We start from the raw sequence: 14,394 nt of genomic DNA on the forward strand, positions 1-14,394 counted from the left end.
TCCGCAGGTGAGCTGTCGGAGCGGTGGGGCACGATGGGCCCATGACCTCGACAGCGGACCGTCCCACATCCGACGACCCGGCCACCGGGGACCGGGCCCCCGGTGACCGGGCCGCGCTCCGGGCCCGCGCCGACGAACTGCTCAGCGCTCTCGCCGGGGCGGGCGCCGTCCTGCGCGAGGACCAGTGGGTCGCCATCGAGGCCCTGGTGGCGGACCGGCGGCGCGCGCTGGTGGTCCAGCGCACCGGCTGGGGCAAGTCGGCGGTGTACTTCATCGCCGCCCGGTTGCTCCGCGAGCTGGGATCGGGCCCCACCGTGATCGTCTCGCCGTTGCTAGCGCTCATGCGGAACCAGGTCGAGGCCGCCGCCCGGGCCGGGGTGCGGGCGGCCACCATCAACTCGGCCAACATGACCGAGTGGGACGAGGTCCGCTCGGCGGTCCGGGCCGGTGAGGTCGACGTACTGCTGGTGAGCCCGGAGCGTCTCAACAACCCCGATTTCCGCGACACGGTCCTGCCCGCGCTCGCGGCGGACGCCGGCCTGGTGGTGGTGGACGAGGCCCACTGCGTCTCGGACTGGGGTCACGACTTCCGGCCGGACTACCGGCGTATCCGCACGCTCCTCGCCGATCTGCCCCAGGGCGTGCCGGTCCTGGCCACCACGGCCACGGCCAACGACCGGGTGGTCCGCGATGTCGCGCAGCAGCTCGGGGTCGGTGAGTCCGCCTCGGAGGACACCCTCGTCCTGCGAGGCGGACTGGACCGCGAGTCGCTGCGGCTGTCGGTGGTGGATATCGACGACTCGGAGAAGCGCGCCGCCTGGCTCGTGGAGAACCTCGAGTCGCTGCCGGGCAGCGGCATCATCTACAGCCTCACGGTCGCGGCGGCCGAGGACATGGCCGAACTGCTCACCTCGGCCGGGCACCGTGTCAGCTCCTACACCGGTCGCACCGACGCCGGTGAACGCGAGGAGCTGGAGCGCGCGCTGCTCGACAACGAGGTCAAGGCCCTGGTCGCCACCTCCGCGCTGGGCATGGGGTTCGACAAGCCGGACCTGGGCTTCGTGGTCCACCTGGGTGCCCCGCCCTCCCCCATCTCCTATTACCAGCAGATCGGCCGCGCCGGGCGTGCCGCCGACCGCGCCGAGGTGGTCCTGCTGCCCGGGCCCGAGGACCGCGCGATCTGGAATCACTTCGCCTCCCTGGCGTTCCCGCCCGAGGACGTGGTGCGGCGGGTCCTCGACGCGCTGGAGCCCGACCGACCGCAGTCCACGCAGGCGCTCGAACCCGCAGTCGACCTCGGCCGCAACCGGCTCGAGATGGTGCTCAAGGTCCTCGACGTCGACGGCGCGGTCCAGCGAATCCGGGGTGGCTGGGTGGCCACCGGGCGGCCGTGGCACTACGACGCCGAGCGGTACGCGGGGCTGGCGGAGGCACGGCAGTCCGAGCAGCAGGCGATGCTGGAGTACCAGCGCACCGGGTCCTGCCGCATGGAGTTCCTCCGCGGCCAGCTCGACGACCCCACCCTCGACCCGGCCTCCGACGGCTGCGGTCGCTGCGACAACTGCACGGGTCAGCGCCGCACCACGGACGTCGACTCCGGGGCCCTGACCCGCGCCCGCGAGGCCCTCGAACGGCCCGGCGTGGTCCTGCCGCCCCGCCGCCAGTGGCCCACCGGCCTCGCCAAGCTCGATGTCCCGCTCAAGGGCAAGATCGCCGACGGCCCCGCCGAGGGCCGGGCTCTGGCCCGCCTGACCGATCTCGGCCTGGGCCAGAAGCTGCGCGCCCTGCTCGCCGAGCCCGACCAGGACGCTCCGGATTGGCTCGCACGCGCGTGTATTCCCGTCCTCCGCGAGTGGGGATGGGCCGACCGGCCCACCGGCGTGGCCGCCCTCCTCACCGGCGAGCACCCGCAGCTGGTCACCACTCTCGCCCATGCCCTGGCGCAGATGGGTCGCATGGAACATCTCGGGGAGATCTCCCGCGATCCGGCCCTTCCCGCGGTGACGGCCCAGAACTCCGCGTACCGCGTGGCTCAGTTGTGGGGCACGTTCTCCGGCCCGTCGACACCGTCCGAGGGCCCCGTCCTGCTGGTCACCGACCTGCTCGGGACGGGGTGGACGATCACCGAGGCGGCCCGGCATCTCCGCTCCTCCGGGGTTCCCGCCGTCCTGCCCCTGGCCGTGGCCACATCCGGCTAGGTGTGATGTCCGGCTAGGTGTGATGTCCAGGGAGGTCGCCGCCCGCGCATCGACAGACCGGAGTCCGGCACGGGATCATCGACCCATGGGTAACTCAACGAGACCGTCACCGTCGGCCGGGCCGGGGTTCACCACGATCCGGTCGGACCCGTCATGAGCGCCCTCACGGTGCTCGCTCTCGCGGTGGGATTCGTCCTGCTCATCGGCGGCGGCGAGGTGCTGGTGCGAGGCGCCGGCGGTCTGGCCGCGACCCTCGGGATCTCCCCGCTGGTGGTGGGACTCACCGTCGTCGCCTTCGCGACCTCCGCGCCGGAGTTCGCGGTGAGCGTCGACGCCGCGCTGAGCGGATACCCGGGGTTGGCCGTCGGCAACGTGGTGGGCAGCAACATCGCGAACATCCTGCTCATCCTTGGACTGACAGCGATCGTTGCCCCGCTGGTGGCGACGTCCCGCATCGTGCGGGTCGACATCCCCATCATGGTGCTGTTCTCGGTGGTCGCGCTGCTGGTGGCACTCGACGGCACGATCAGCTTCCTCGACGGTCTGCTGTTGTTCGCCGGCCTCGTGGCGTATGTGGTGGCGACGATCGTCATCTCGCGCAAGCAGGATGGAGGCCGGGTCGCCGCGGCACCGGAGGACCCGGTCGCTGACGGCCCCGGTGGTGGCGACGCCGCCGTCGACGGCGCGGGTGATGGCGACGCGGGTGGCGCCAGCGCGGGCGAGACGCGGTCGTCCGGCGTCGCGTCGTCACACCCGGTTCTGGTCAGCAGCGTCTTCGTGGTCGTCGGTGTGGCTCTGCTGGTGGTCGGCGCGCGACTACTCGTCGCGGCGGCGAGTGATCTCGCGTCGGCATGGGGAATGAGTGACCTGGTCATCGGTCTCACGGTGGTGGCGGTCGGGACGTCGCTACCGGAGCTCGCCACGAGCGTGGTGGCGGCGATCCGCGGCGAACGGGACCTGGCCATCGGCAACATCGTCGGTAGCAACATGTTCAACATCGGTGCCGTTCTCGGGATGACCTCGCTCATCACGCCCATCGACGTCGCCCCCGGGGCCGTCCGCTTCGACCTGCCGATCATGCTCGCCGTCTCGCTGGCCCTGCTCCCGATCGCCTTCACCGGTATGGCGATCAAGCGGTGGGAGGGACTGCTCTTCACCGGCTTCTACGCCGCGTACGTCGTCTACGTGGTGCTGCAGGCGGCCGACCACGACGCGTTGGATCCGTTCAGCGCCGCCATGCTCTGGTTCGTCATCCCCATCACCGCGCTGTGGCTCATCGTGCTGGCCACCTATGAACTCGGCGTACTGCGGGGGCGCCGACAGGCGCGGGAGCGGCGAGTCGCGGCGGGGGCGCGCGTAGCGGACGAGGAGGACCCGACGGAAGGGGTGACCCGCGACGGGTGAGCGCCCTCGCCGGGCCCGTTCGCCGAGGACCTCCGGTTCACACGGTGAGTCGGAGGCTCCGGAGGCGACGGACCAGAAGACTCTGGTGCCATTCGGTCCGCGAGACGTCGATCTCGAGGTCCCCTCCGATCTCGAGGAGGAAGTCGAGTGCGGCGCGGGATTCCATGCGCGCCAGGGCCGCACCCAGGCAGAAGTGGATGCCGCGCCCGAACGACAGGTGCGAGCCCTCATCGCGGTCCGGTCCGAACCGGTCCGGGTCCCCGTACCGGTGGGGGTCCCGGTTGGCGCTTCCCCAGAGGAGGAAGAGGTGGGTGCCCGCGGCGAGAGCGGTCCCACCGAGTTCGGTGTCCGTGGTGACGTGGCGGCAGTGCCCCCGGAAGGGCGCATCCGTTCTGAGGGTCTCCTCAATGAACGACGAGCGGCGCCCCGGGTCCGACCGGAGTCTGTCGAGGTGCTCCGGGTGCTGCCCCAGGCGCCGAACCAGGGTGCCCAGGTGGCCCACGGTGGATTCGATACCCGCCGCCACGAGCTGGACGAGGACCTGCACCGCGGCGTCGTGGGAGATCTCGCCACGCTCCAGCTCACGGGCGAGTGCCCCGAGCACCGAGGCGCCCTGCCCGGCCTCCGCCGCGGTCACAGCGGCGGAGAGGTGGTCGACCAGCTCCCCTGCCGACCGGAGCGAGTCGTCGAGCTCGTCGGCCGTGACCATCCCGTCCAACATCCTCGTGCTGGCGAACGCCCACTCCCACAGGCGGTCGGCATCCTGTGGCGGCAGTCCCATGAGTTCCGCGATGACGGCGGGCGGGAGACGTTCGGCGATGTCCGCCACCCAGTCGATCCCGCCGTCTCGCCAGCCGTCCGCCCACAGTTCGCGCAGTCGGCGGTCGACGAAGGGCCGCCAGGCTCGCAGTGTGCGCGGGGAGAGGGACGACGCGACCACGCTCCGGTGGGCCCGGTGCACCTGCCCGTCAGCGGTTGCCAGCGCGTGGACGGGGGATCCGAGTTCGGCGACGGGGAACTCGGTCACCTCCCCGCCAGGGCCCACCACCATCGTCGCGGTGAGGTTGGACGAGAAGTCCTCGACCCTGCTCGCGGCCTCCACGATCAGGTCCCATGACCGGACGGCGTAGAAGCCCGAGTCCCCCACCCGCTCGATTCCCGGCGAGGTCCTCGAGGGGTCGAACAGGTCCATGATCTCGTGCGCATCCCGCATACCCGCCACACTCGCGGACCGGTACCCGGCCCACATCGGAATCGCAAATTCCGGTGGTCACTCGGCGGGCGCGGGCGACCGTCGTGGGGCTCCGGGGGCCCGGAGCAGCACGACACCGCTGACCCCCGAGACCGCGGCGGAGGCGAGCAGTAGTGCACCGAGGCCCAGGGACGGTATGACGGCCCCGGCGAGCGCCGGCGCGATCACGGAGCTCACGGCGCCCACCACCAGGCACGCCGTGAACGCCGCCCCCGCGCGATCGTGGGCCAGCTCCGCCGTCCACACGGCGAGGACCGCCGAACCGGTCATGTACCCCACACCGAAGACGCAGGCGGAGATCACCGTCGCGACCAGGGAGTTCCCCGCCTGACCCAGCAGCGCCAACGAGACCGCGACGGTCACCAGGCACATCGCCGCGACCCGGGCACTGCCCCACCGTTGCGCCATGGCGCCGGTCGCCAGTGCCGTCAGGCCACTGGCACCGATCAGGACGTAGGCCACCGGGACGGCGAGCTCCGGCAGGTCCGTGCGGTCGAGGACGTCGGAGGCGTAGGTGAAGTAGATGATGACGACCGCGAAGTAGACGACCGAGTAGCCGGCGGGCACGGGCAGGACCCTGGCCAGGTCCGCGAGCCCGCGCTGACCCCGCGGGCGCGCCACCGGGTCGGTCCGCGGTACCAGGCGCAGGTTGACGACCGCGGCCGCGGCGACCCCCGCCCACACCAGACGCCAGGATCCCTGGACGGCGAGGACGGCCAGCCCGCCCAGGGCGATCAGCCCGACGCCCGTGCCGGTGGTGATCATCGCCAGGGCCCTGGGCTGGTGGCGGGCGGTCACCGTCCGGGTGACTATGTCCGAGTACGGCGCCCAGACCCAGCCACCCGCGCTGCCGGCCAGCACCGGGCCCACCGCGAGCAGCCACGGCGACTGCGCGGTCACCACGATGGCGGCACCGAGCGCGCCGCAGACCCCGCCCACGGTGGTCGGTGCGCGCGGTCCACGCCGGGCCGCCAGGGGTCCCGCGAGCAGCAGGCCGGCCAGGTAGCCGACGAACGTGGCGCTGGCGACGAGCCCGAGCACCAGCTCCGGCAGACCGCTCCTCGCCGCCGCCCGCGCCGATCAGGCCTCCCGCGTCATCGCCCGGCCCGCCTTGAGCCCGGAGAAGATGCACCCGCCGAGGAACGTCCCCTCCAGCGAGTTGTACCCGTGCACGCCGCCGCCGCCGAAGCCGGCGACCTCGCCCGCCGCGTACAGGCCCGGGAAGGGCTCGCCGTCGCGGGTCAGGCACTGGGAGTCGAGGGTCGTCTCGATGCCGCCGAGCGTCTTGCGGGTCATGAGGTGCACCTTGACCGCGATGAGCGGGCCGCCGGAGCCGGCCGCCGAGCCCGTGCCCTGCCCCGAGTCCCTGAGCAGCCGGTGTGGCTTGGCCATCCGGGTGAGCTTGTCGGTGAGGACGCGCCGGGCGTTGTGGATGGCCTGTACCTGGGCGTCCTTGGCGAACGGGTTGTCCATCTGCCCGTCCATCGCCAGGACGAACTCGCGCACCCGCTCCACGTCGAGCTCCGGCTCCCCGTCGCGCAACAGCGAGTTCATGCCGGCGACCATCTCCTCGAGGGTGTCCGCGACCACCCAGTCGACGCCCTTCTCGGCGAACTCGGCGATCGACGGCGGCAGTCCGCTGCCGGCCTTGGAGGCGAACTTCTTGATGCTCTTGTCCGTGAGCTCGGGGTTCTGCTCGGAGCCGGAGAGGATGAACTCCTTGCCGGCGATGGCGGAGTCGAGGATGAACCAGGAGTAGTCCCGGCCGGTGCGGCGGATGGCCTCGATGGACGCCGTGGTGTGGAACCCCGGGAACAGCGGTACCGGCATCCGGTCGCCGTTCGCGTCCAGCCACAGGGTGGACGGCCCGGGGATGATGCGGATCGCGTGCGAGGGCCACACGGGCGCGTAGTGCTCGACGCCCTCGGTGTAGTGCCACATCCTGTCCCGGTTGATGAGGTTGGCCCCGGCCACCGCGGAGATCTCCAGGATCCGGCCGTCCACGTGCTCGGGCACCCCCAGGATCAGGCGCTCGGGAGCGTCGCCGAGCCGGTCCGCGGGCCAGTACCGACGAACGAGGTCGGGGTTGCCGCCGATACCGCCGGAGGCGAGGAGCACCGCCCCGGCCCGGAACTCGAACGCGCCGGTCTCCTCGCGCGGAGAGGCCACACCCCGGTCGTGGTCGCAGGGCACGAGGGTCGCGCCGCGCACGCCGACGGCGCGACCGTCCTCGACCACGATCTCGTCCACCCGGTGACGTACGGCGAAGCGCACGAGCCCGGCCCGGGCGGCCTCCAGGACGGGTTCCTCGAACACCCGCACCACCTCGGGCCCGGTCCCCCAGGTCACGTGGAAGCGCGGGACGGAGTTGCCGTGCCCGGCCACGTCGCCGCCGCCGCGTTCGGCCCAGCCGACGGTGGGGATGATCCGCAGGCCCAGGTCGTGGAGGTACCGCCGCTTCTCCCCTGCGGCGAACTCGACATAGGCACGCGCCCACTGCCGCGGCCAGTGGTCCTCCGGCCGGTCGAACCCGGCGGAGCCGAGCCAGTCCCGCCACGCCAATTCGAGCGAGTCGGAGATCCCGATCCGCCGCTGCTCCGGGGTGTCCACGAGGAACAGTCCGCCGAGGGACCAGAACGCCTGACCGCCGAGGTTCTTCTCGTTCTCCTGGTCCACCACGAGCACCTTCTTGCCCGCGCGGGTCGCCTCGTGGGTGGCGACCAGTCCGGACAGACCGTGCCCCACGACGATCACGTCCGGGGTGAAGCCCGGCTCGGGCGCGGGAAGCGGTCCGGTGTTGGCCGCCCGTGACGCCGACGGCGGCTGCCACTCCGGGTAGACGGGGTGGACGGGCCGGGCCTCGCCGGTGGTGCGGTGCGATCGGGACTCAGAGCGGCTCATGCGCCCCAGTGTGCCCGGTCACTCCAGCAGGTGGCGCAGATACCGTTCCGGCGCGTCGAGATAGCGCCGGTGGTGGTCGACCATCGCCAGATCCTCCCAGCGGGTCCGGTGCATCCCGGCGTCGGAGAGCTCGTACACCGCGGCGCCGGGCACCGAGGCGAGGATTGGAGAGTGGGTGGCCATGAGCACCTGCGCCCCGCGCCGGTCGGCCAGCTCGAGCAGCAGGGCGACCAGTCGGAGTTGGGCGTCGAAGGACAGCCCGGCCTCCGGCTCGTCCAGCACGAACAACCCGCCGCCGGAGAACCGCGAGGTGGTGACGATGTCCCAGAACGCCTCACCGTGGCTGCGCGTGTGGAAGTGCTCCACGGGCCCGGAGGTCTGCTCCTTCTGCGCGGTCTGCAGGTAGGTGAACATGCCGTGCATGGTCTCGGCGCGCAGGAAGTAGCCCCACTTCGGCGCGCCCCCGCCCCGGACCAGCCGCAGTGAGTCGTGCAGCGGGGACTCCGATTCCCAGGTGACGTCACGGCCGTTGACCGACCCGCCCTCGGCGCCGAGCCCGTACGCCATGGCGACGGCCTCGACGATCGTCGACTTGCCGGCGCCGTTCTCCCCCACGAGCACGGTGAGGTCGTCGAGTTCGAGTCCCTCGCGCAACAGCTGGGCCACCGCCGGGATCGAGTACGGCCACCGCCCCGCCCCGGCCGACACGGGATCGACCCGCTCGTCCACGCCCCCGTCGCGCTGCCGCTCGACGCGGACCACCGGTCGTGGATCGAGCACTCCACCTGCGGCCATGCCACGCACCCTACCGTCGGTCGGTACCGTTTCTTCCATGCGGATCCACCAGCTCAACTGCGGCACGATGGGGGGCCTCGTTCCGACGCGCGTGCTGCTCGTGGAGGCCCCGGACGGGCTCGTGCTGGTGGATTCCGGGATCGGGTTGCAGGACATCGCCGATCCGGCCGGCCGCCTCGGTGCGATGCGTCACGCGCTGCGCCCGGCGCTGCGCACCGGCGAGACCGCGGTCCGCCGCATCGAGACGCTGGGCCTGGATCCGCGGGACGTGCGGCACATCGTGCTGACCCACATGGACGCCGACCACATCGGTGGGCTCGCCGACTTCCCGGACGCGCAGGTGCACGTCGCCGCCCAGGCGCTGACGTGGGCGGTGCGCACGCCGCGGTTCGTCGAGCGCCGCCGGTACCGCCGCCCCCAGTGGTCGCACGGGCCGCGGTTCGTCGAGTACTCCTACGGGACCGACCGGTGGGAGGGCTTCCGGGCGCACCCCCTGGACCACGTAGCCGAGGGGATGATGCTGGTGGACCTGCCGGGCCACGCGGTGGGTCACGCCGGGGTGTTCGTGCCCGGTGGCGGTGACGACGACAAGGACCTCCTCCACGCCGGGGACGCCTTCTACCACCGGGGACAGATCGGTCCGTCGGGTCGCGTGCCGAGGCCGATCCCCGTCATGGAACGCGCCCTGGCCCTGGAACCGAGCGCGGTGTCCCTGACGCACGCCAGGCTCGCCGGGTTGGCCCGGCGTCGCCGCGACACCCTCGACGTGGTGTGCGCGCACGATCCCTCGGGCCCCGGGGGCCTCTAGATGGTCAGGATCCGTGAGACCGCCTGGACGCCGGCCGAGCGCACGGAGGCGGACCCGGACCTGCCCGACCGCGCGGCCGCACTCGCCGAACTCCTCCGGGGCCGGCGGGCGGTGGTGCTCACCGGCGCCGGCATCTCGACCCCGTCGGGCATCCCCGACTACCGCGGGCCCGATTCGCCCGGCCGGACCCCGATGACGTTCCAACAGTTCGTGGGCGACCCCACGTACCGCCGGCACTACTGGGCGCGCAACCACCTCGGTTGGCGGCACATGGAGGCCGCGCGGCCCAACGCCGCGCACCTCCTGCTCGCCGACTGGGAGCGTCGCGGCCTGGTCACCGGGGTGATCACCCAGAACGTGGACCTGTTGCACCTCAAGGCGGGCAACCGCCGGCTCGTGGACCTGCACGGGACCTACGCCGTGGTCATCTGCCTGGACTGCGGCCTGCGACAGAGCCGGTGGGCTCTGCACGAACAGCTCGAACGCCTCAACCCCGGCTTCATCGAACGCGTGACCTCCCGCGGGGCGATCGAGGTGGCGCCGGATGCCGACGCCGTCCTGGCCGAGACCTCCGACTTCCGCATGGTCGATTGTCGGGCCTGCTCGGGAGTCCTCAAACCGGACATCGTCTACTTCGGAGAGAACGTCCCCGCCTCCCGTGTCCACGCGGCGAACGACCTCGTGGACTCCTCTGACGTCCTCGTCGTCGTCGGCTCCTCCCTGACCGTCCGGTCCGGATACCGGTTCGTACGACGTGCGGTGACCACCGGCACGCCCGTCGCGGTGGTCAACCGCGGCCGCACCCGCGCGCACGGCGAGGCCACCCTGACGATCGACGGCGACTGCGTGGAGGTCCTCGAGCTGACAGATGCGGCCCTGCCGCACCACGGGTGAGCGTCGAGGAGCAAAATAGGGCCATGCAGATCGCAAAGACACCGGAGACCGCACTGGCCCGACTACTCCGCGGCAACGCCCGCTACGTGGCCGGGGAAAACCTCAACGAGCACAAAGACCCCTCTCGGCGCACCGAGCTCGCCGGCCAGCAGAATCCGTTCGCGCAGGTCTTCGGCTGCGCCGACTCACGGGTGCCCGCCGAGGTCGTCTTCGACCAGGGGCTCGGCGACCTGTTCGTGATCCGCAACGCCGGACACATCGTGGACTCGTCGGTACTCGGGTCGATCGAGTTCGGGATCGAGGCCCTGAACATCCCGCTGACCCTCGTGCTGGGACACACCTCGTGCGGCGCGGTGGGCGCCACGATCACCGCCATCGACACGCACTCCACCCCGTCCGGTTACCTGCGCGACGTGGTCGAGCGGATCTCGCCGGCCGTGTTCGAGGCACGGCGCGACCCGGACGCCGGGTACGACGACGTGGTGGTGGAGAACGTCCGCCACACCGTCACCGCGATCCGGCAGAAGTCGGCCGCCGTCGACCGCGCGATCACCGAGGGCCGCACCGCGATCGTCGGCGCGATCTACAACCTCGAGGAGGGGACCGTCACCCCGGTCCACACCGAGGGGACCGTCACGGACGGCTGAGCGAGGGCCGACCGGGGCCGCCGGCCGGACCAGCGCTGGTCAGACCGGGACGAGGTCGTCGGCGTGCACCAACGGGCGCCCCTGACCGGAGCCGGTGCCGCCCGCCGCCCGGTCGGCCAACCGGGCGCGGACCTCGACCGAGTCGTACTGGGCGATCCCGCGGGCGACCACCCGGCCGTCGACGTCGTGCATCTCGATGACGTCGCCGAAGTGGAACAGCCCGTCCACCCCGGTCACCCCGGCCAGCAGCAGGGAGCGCCGCGAGCCGGTCACCGCCCGAACCGCTCCGTCGTCCAGCAGGACCGCCCCGCGCGCGTCCGCGGCGTGCCGGACCCAGAAGCGCCGGGCGGTCATCCGCTCGGGCCGGGCCGCGAAGACCGTGCCCACCGTCGGGTCGGTGGCGAGGGCCTGCGGCGCCAGCTCCGCGGCCGTGAGCAGGACCGGGATACCCGCGTCCGCGGCCAGACGGGCGGCGGCGAGCTTGGAGGCCATGCCGCCGGTCCCCAGGGCCCCGCCGGCACCGGCGATCACGCCGTCGAGGTCGCCCTCGCCGCCGACCATGGTCACCGCGCTGGCCCCGCCCTTGCGCGGGTCGGAGTCGTACAGGGCGTCGACGTCCGAGAGCAGGATGAGGGCGTCGGCGCTGATGAGGTGCGCGACCAACGCGGCGAGCCGGTCGTTGTCGCCGAACCGGATCTCGTTGGTGGCCACGGTGTCGTTCTCGTTGATCACCGGCACCGCGTGCAGGGTGCGGAGGCGGTCGAGGGTCCGCTGGGCGTTGGCGGCGCTGTCACGCCGGCCGATGTCGGCGGCCGTGAGCAGGACCTGGCCCACCACCCGGTCGAAGCGGGCGAACGAGTCGCCCCACGCGCGCGCCAGCTCGAGCTGTCCGACGCTGGCCGCGGCCTGCTTCGCGGACAGGGTGCCGGGGCGGGTGGTCATCCCCAGTGGCGCCATGCCGGCGCCGATTGCACCGGAGGAGACGACGAAGACGTCCGACCCAGCGGTCATGCGCGACTGGCAGACGTCGGCGAGTGCGTCGAGTTCGGCCCGCCGGATCCCGCCGTGGAAGCTGGTGATGGCCGACGAGCCGATCTTGACCACCACGCGGCGGGCCGCGCCGATACGACGGCGCAACTCCCGCTCCGTGGTCACTCCAGGATCTCCTCGTCCGGGTCGATCAGGCCGCGGCGCACCCGCTTGCGGTACTTGCGCTCGGTGGCGCCGATCCGCTCGTCGGACTCGAGCCTGATGTCGGTGCCACGCCCGGTGCGCATGAGGTCGACGCCGGCCGGGGTCTGCGGCTCCCACTCGAACGAGACGTCACCGATGGTGACGGTGCAGCCCTCCGTGGCGCCGGCCTTGATGAGTGCCTCCTCGACCCCGATCCGGGCCAGCCGGTCGGCGAGGAAGCCCACGGCCTCGTCGTTGTCGAACTCGGTCTGGCGGATCCACCGCTCGGGCTTGGCCCCGGTGACGATGAACGCGCCGCGGTCGGCGGGATCCGGGCGGACGCGGAACTCCTCGACGTCCACCGCCTTGGGGCGGATGACGATCCGTTCGGGCGCGGCGGGCGGGTTGGCTTTACGGTGTGCCTTGATCAGCTCGTACAGGCCGTACCGCAGCTCGTCGAGCCCCTTGTGGGCCACCGCGGAGATCGCGTAGACGGGCCACCCCTTGGCCTCGAAGTGCTCGCGCACCATCTCCGCCATGTCGGCGGCGTCGGGCACGTCGATCTTGTTGAGCACGACCACGCGGGGGCGGTCTGCCAGGTCGCCGATCCCGGCGTCGGTCAGTTCGGACCGGTAGGCGGCGAGCTCGGCCTCGAGGGCGTCCACGTCGGAGATCGGGTCCCGGTCGGACTCGAGGTTCGCGCAGTCCACCACGTGGGCCAGCACGGCGGTGCGCTCGATGTGACGCAGGAAGTCCAGACCCAGGCCCCTGCCCTCGCTGGCGCCGGGGATGAGGCCGGGCACGTCGGCGATGGTGAAGGTGTCGTCGCCGACCGAGACCACGCCGAGGTTGGGTGCCAGGGTGGTGAAGGGGTAGTCGGCGATCTTGGGCTTGGCCGCCGAGAGCACCGAGACCAGGGAGGACTTCCCGGCGGACGGGAAGCCGACAAGTCCGACGTCGGCCATGGACTTGAGCTCGAGCGTGAGGTCGCGGACCTCGCCGGGCTCGCCGAGCAGCGCGAAGCCGGGGGCCTTGCGGGCCCGGGAGGCCAGGGCGGCGTTGCCCAGCCCGCCCTTGCCGCCCTCGGCAGCGACGAAGCGGGTGCCGACACCGGTGAGGTCGGCCAGCACCTCGCCGTCCTCGTCGAGGACGACGGTGCCGGGCGGCACCGACAGCACGAGGTCGGCGCCCTGGGCTCCGTTGCGGTTGGCGCCCATACCCGGCTGGCCCCGGCCCGCGCGGGCGTGGGGCCGGAAGTGGAAGTCGAGCAGGGTGTGGACCTGGGGGTCCACGACGAGGACGACGTCGCCGCCGTGCCCGCCGTTGCCGCCGTCGGGGCCGCCGAGGGGCTTGAACTTCTCGCGGTGCACCGAGGTGCAGCCGCGGCCGCCGTCCCCCGCCGCGAGGTGGAGCACTACGCGGTCGATGAATCTCGACATGGTGGGGACTCCTCCGGGTGACGGGCGATGACGGGCGGGGTGGTGCAAATACTCTCGGGGGCCGGGTGTGGGGTCTTGACGACCCCGCCCGGCCCCCGAGGGCTGTTCATGAAAGTGGTCGGCTGGGAGGCTCAGGCCTCGGCGCCGGCCGGCACGATGTTCACGGTCTTGCGACCGCGCTTGGTGCCGAACTCCACCGCGCCGGCGGAGAGGGCGAACAGGGTGTCGTCGCCACCGCGGCCGACGTTGACGCCCGGGTGGAACTTGGTGCCGCGCTGGCGCACCAGGATCTCACCGGCGTTGACCTCCTGGCCGCCGAACCGCTTGACGCCGAGGCGCTGTGCGTTGGAGTCACGACCGTTACGGGTGCTGGATGCGCCCTTCTTACTTGCCATGTCCGAGTCCCTCCTTCAGGGAGCACGCCCGAGGGCGCTGAGCTGGTGGCCTGAGCGGCCGGAGATGGATTACTTGATACCGGTGATCTTGACGACCGTCAGCTTCTGACGGTGGCCCTGACGCTTGTGGTACCCGGTCTTGTTCTTGAACTTGTGGATCCGGATCTTCGGTCCCTTGGTCTGCTCGACGATCTCGCCGGAGACGGTGACCTTGGCCAGGGCGTCGGCGTCGGAGGTGACGGCCGAACCGTCGACCACGAGGATCGGGGACAGCGACACGGAGGTTCCGGCCTCGCCCTCGATCTTCTCGACCTTGACGTGGTCCCCTTCGGCGACCTTGTACTGCTTGCCGCCGGTCTTGACGATCGCGTACATCGAGGGCTTCCCCTTGCTTCTCGGGTGTGCGGCCGCCTGGGGCGACCACACCTGGTGTGCGGTGTTCTCTCTTGCTCGCCGACTCGCGTCGGTCGAGGGTCGCGGGCCCCGGA

General features: G+C 72.0%; 13 protein-coding genes. 5 read left to right on the forward strand and 8 right to left on the reverse strand.

Translation table 11 applies throughout. From position 1 onward, the window contains the following. Nucleotides 1-41 precede the first annotated feature (41 nt). Nucleotides 42-2,198, forward strand: a complete 2,157-nt coding sequence (locus AYO52_RS16260) for an ATP-dependent DNA helicase RecQ (RefSeq protein WP_253702257.1) — start codon at nucleotides 42-44, stop codon at nucleotides 2,196-2,198. Nucleotides 2,199-2,351: 153 nt separating this feature from the next. Beyond that, nucleotides 2,352-3,602, forward strand: coding sequence for a calcium/sodium antiporter (locus AYO52_RS16265; protein WP_067719705.1), 1,251 nt, complete (start codon nucleotides 2,352-2,354; stop codon nucleotides 3,600-3,602). A 37-nt stretch (nucleotides 3,603-3,639) separates the two neighbouring features. On the opposite strand, the gene AYO52_RS16270 is transcribed toward AYO52_RS16265, so the two are convergent. The 4 genes from AYO52_RS16270 to AYO52_RS16285 are packed head-to-tail and all read right to left on the reverse strand — an operon-like array spanning nucleotide 3,640 to nucleotide 8,550. Then, complete coding sequence (locus AYO52_RS16270) at nucleotides 3,640-4,815, reverse strand: cytochrome P450 (protein WP_067719929.1); 1,176 nt, start codon at nucleotides 4,813-4,815, stop codon at nucleotides 3,640-3,642. Between the two features lie 57 nt (nucleotides 4,816-4,872). Beyond that, nucleotides 4,873-5,907 (reverse strand): MFS transporter, encoded by a 1,035-nt coding sequence (locus AYO52_RS16275; protein WP_067719707.1) that lies wholly within the window; start codon nucleotides 5,905-5,907, stop codon nucleotides 4,873-4,875. Nucleotides 5,908-5,934: 27 nt separating this feature from the next. Then, nucleotides 5,935-7,755 (reverse strand): FAD-binding dehydrogenase, encoded by a 1,821-nt coding sequence (locus AYO52_RS16280; protein ID WP_156523658.1) that lies wholly within the window; start codon nucleotides 7,753-7,755, stop codon nucleotides 5,935-5,937. Nucleotides 7,756-7,773: 18 nt separating this feature from the next. Beyond that, a complete protein-coding gene (locus AYO52_RS16285; RefSeq protein ID WP_082924103.1) occupies nucleotides 7,774-8,550 on the reverse strand; it encodes an AAA family ATPase in 777 nt (258 codons plus the stop codon). A gap of 37 nt (nucleotides 8,551-8,587) precedes the next feature. On the opposite strand from AYO52_RS16285, the gene AYO52_RS16290 reads away from it, so the two are divergent. Genes AYO52_RS16290 through AYO52_RS16300 form a run of 3 tightly spaced genes read left to right on the forward strand, consistent with a single transcriptional unit; the run spans nucleotide 8,588 to nucleotide 10,899 of the window. Further along, nucleotides 8,588-9,358 (forward strand): MBL fold metallo-hydrolase, encoded by a 771-nt coding sequence (locus AYO52_RS16290; protein WP_067719713.1) that lies wholly within the window; start codon nucleotides 8,588-8,590, stop codon nucleotides 9,356-9,358. Continuing rightward, nucleotides 9,359-10,252 carry a Sir2 family NAD-dependent protein deacetylase gene (locus tag AYO52_RS16295; protein WP_067719717.1) on the forward strand — a complete coding sequence of 298 codons (894 nt, stop codon included), beginning with the start codon at nucleotides 9,359-9,361 and terminating at the stop codon, nucleotides 10,250-10,252. 23 nt (nucleotides 10,253-10,275) lie between these two features. Then, nucleotides 10,276-10,899, forward strand: coding sequence for a carbonic anhydrase (locus AYO52_RS16300; RefSeq protein WP_067719720.1), 624 nt, complete (start codon nucleotides 10,276-10,278; stop codon nucleotides 10,897-10,899). A 39-nt stretch (nucleotides 10,900-10,938) separates the two neighbouring features. Here the strand turns inward: AYO52_RS16300 and proB are convergent, their stop codons facing one another. The 4 genes from proB to rplU all read right to left on the reverse strand — a co-directional run bounded on the left by proB (nucleotide 10,939) and on the right by rplU (nucleotide 14,281). Then, nucleotides 10,939-12,054 carry a glutamate 5-kinase gene (proB, locus tag AYO52_RS16305; RefSeq protein ID WP_067719723.1) on the reverse strand — a complete coding sequence of 372 codons (1,116 nt, stop codon included), beginning with the start codon at nucleotides 12,052-12,054 and terminating at the stop codon, nucleotides 10,939-10,941. Next, nucleotides 12,051-13,511 carry a GTPase ObgE gene (obgE, locus tag AYO52_RS16310; protein ID WP_067719726.1) on the reverse strand — a complete coding sequence of 487 codons (1,461 nt, stop codon included), beginning with the start codon at nucleotides 13,509-13,511 and terminating at the stop codon, nucleotides 12,051-12,053. Before obgE ends, proB begins: the two co-directional genes overlap by 4 nt. Nucleotides 13,512-13,642: 131 nt before the next feature. Beyond that, nucleotides 13,643-13,906, reverse strand: coding sequence for a 50S ribosomal protein L27 (gene rpmA, locus AYO52_RS16315; RefSeq protein WP_007626965.1), 264 nt, complete (start codon nucleotides 13,904-13,906; stop codon nucleotides 13,643-13,645). A gap of 69 nt (nucleotides 13,907-13,975) precedes the next feature. Next, nucleotides 13,976-14,281, reverse strand: a complete 306-nt coding sequence (gene rplU / locus AYO52_RS16320) for a 50S ribosomal protein L21 (RefSeq protein WP_067719729.1) — start codon at nucleotides 14,279-14,281, stop codon at nucleotides 13,976-13,978. Between the last annotated feature and the right edge of the window lie 113 nt (nucleotides 14,282-14,394).

The sequence above is a fragment of the Dietzia sp. 111N12-1 genome, from assembly GCF_001658045.1.
Taxonomy (GTDB): domain Bacteria; phylum Actinomycetota; class Actinomycetes; order Mycobacteriales; family Mycobacteriaceae; genus Dietzia; species Dietzia kunjamensis.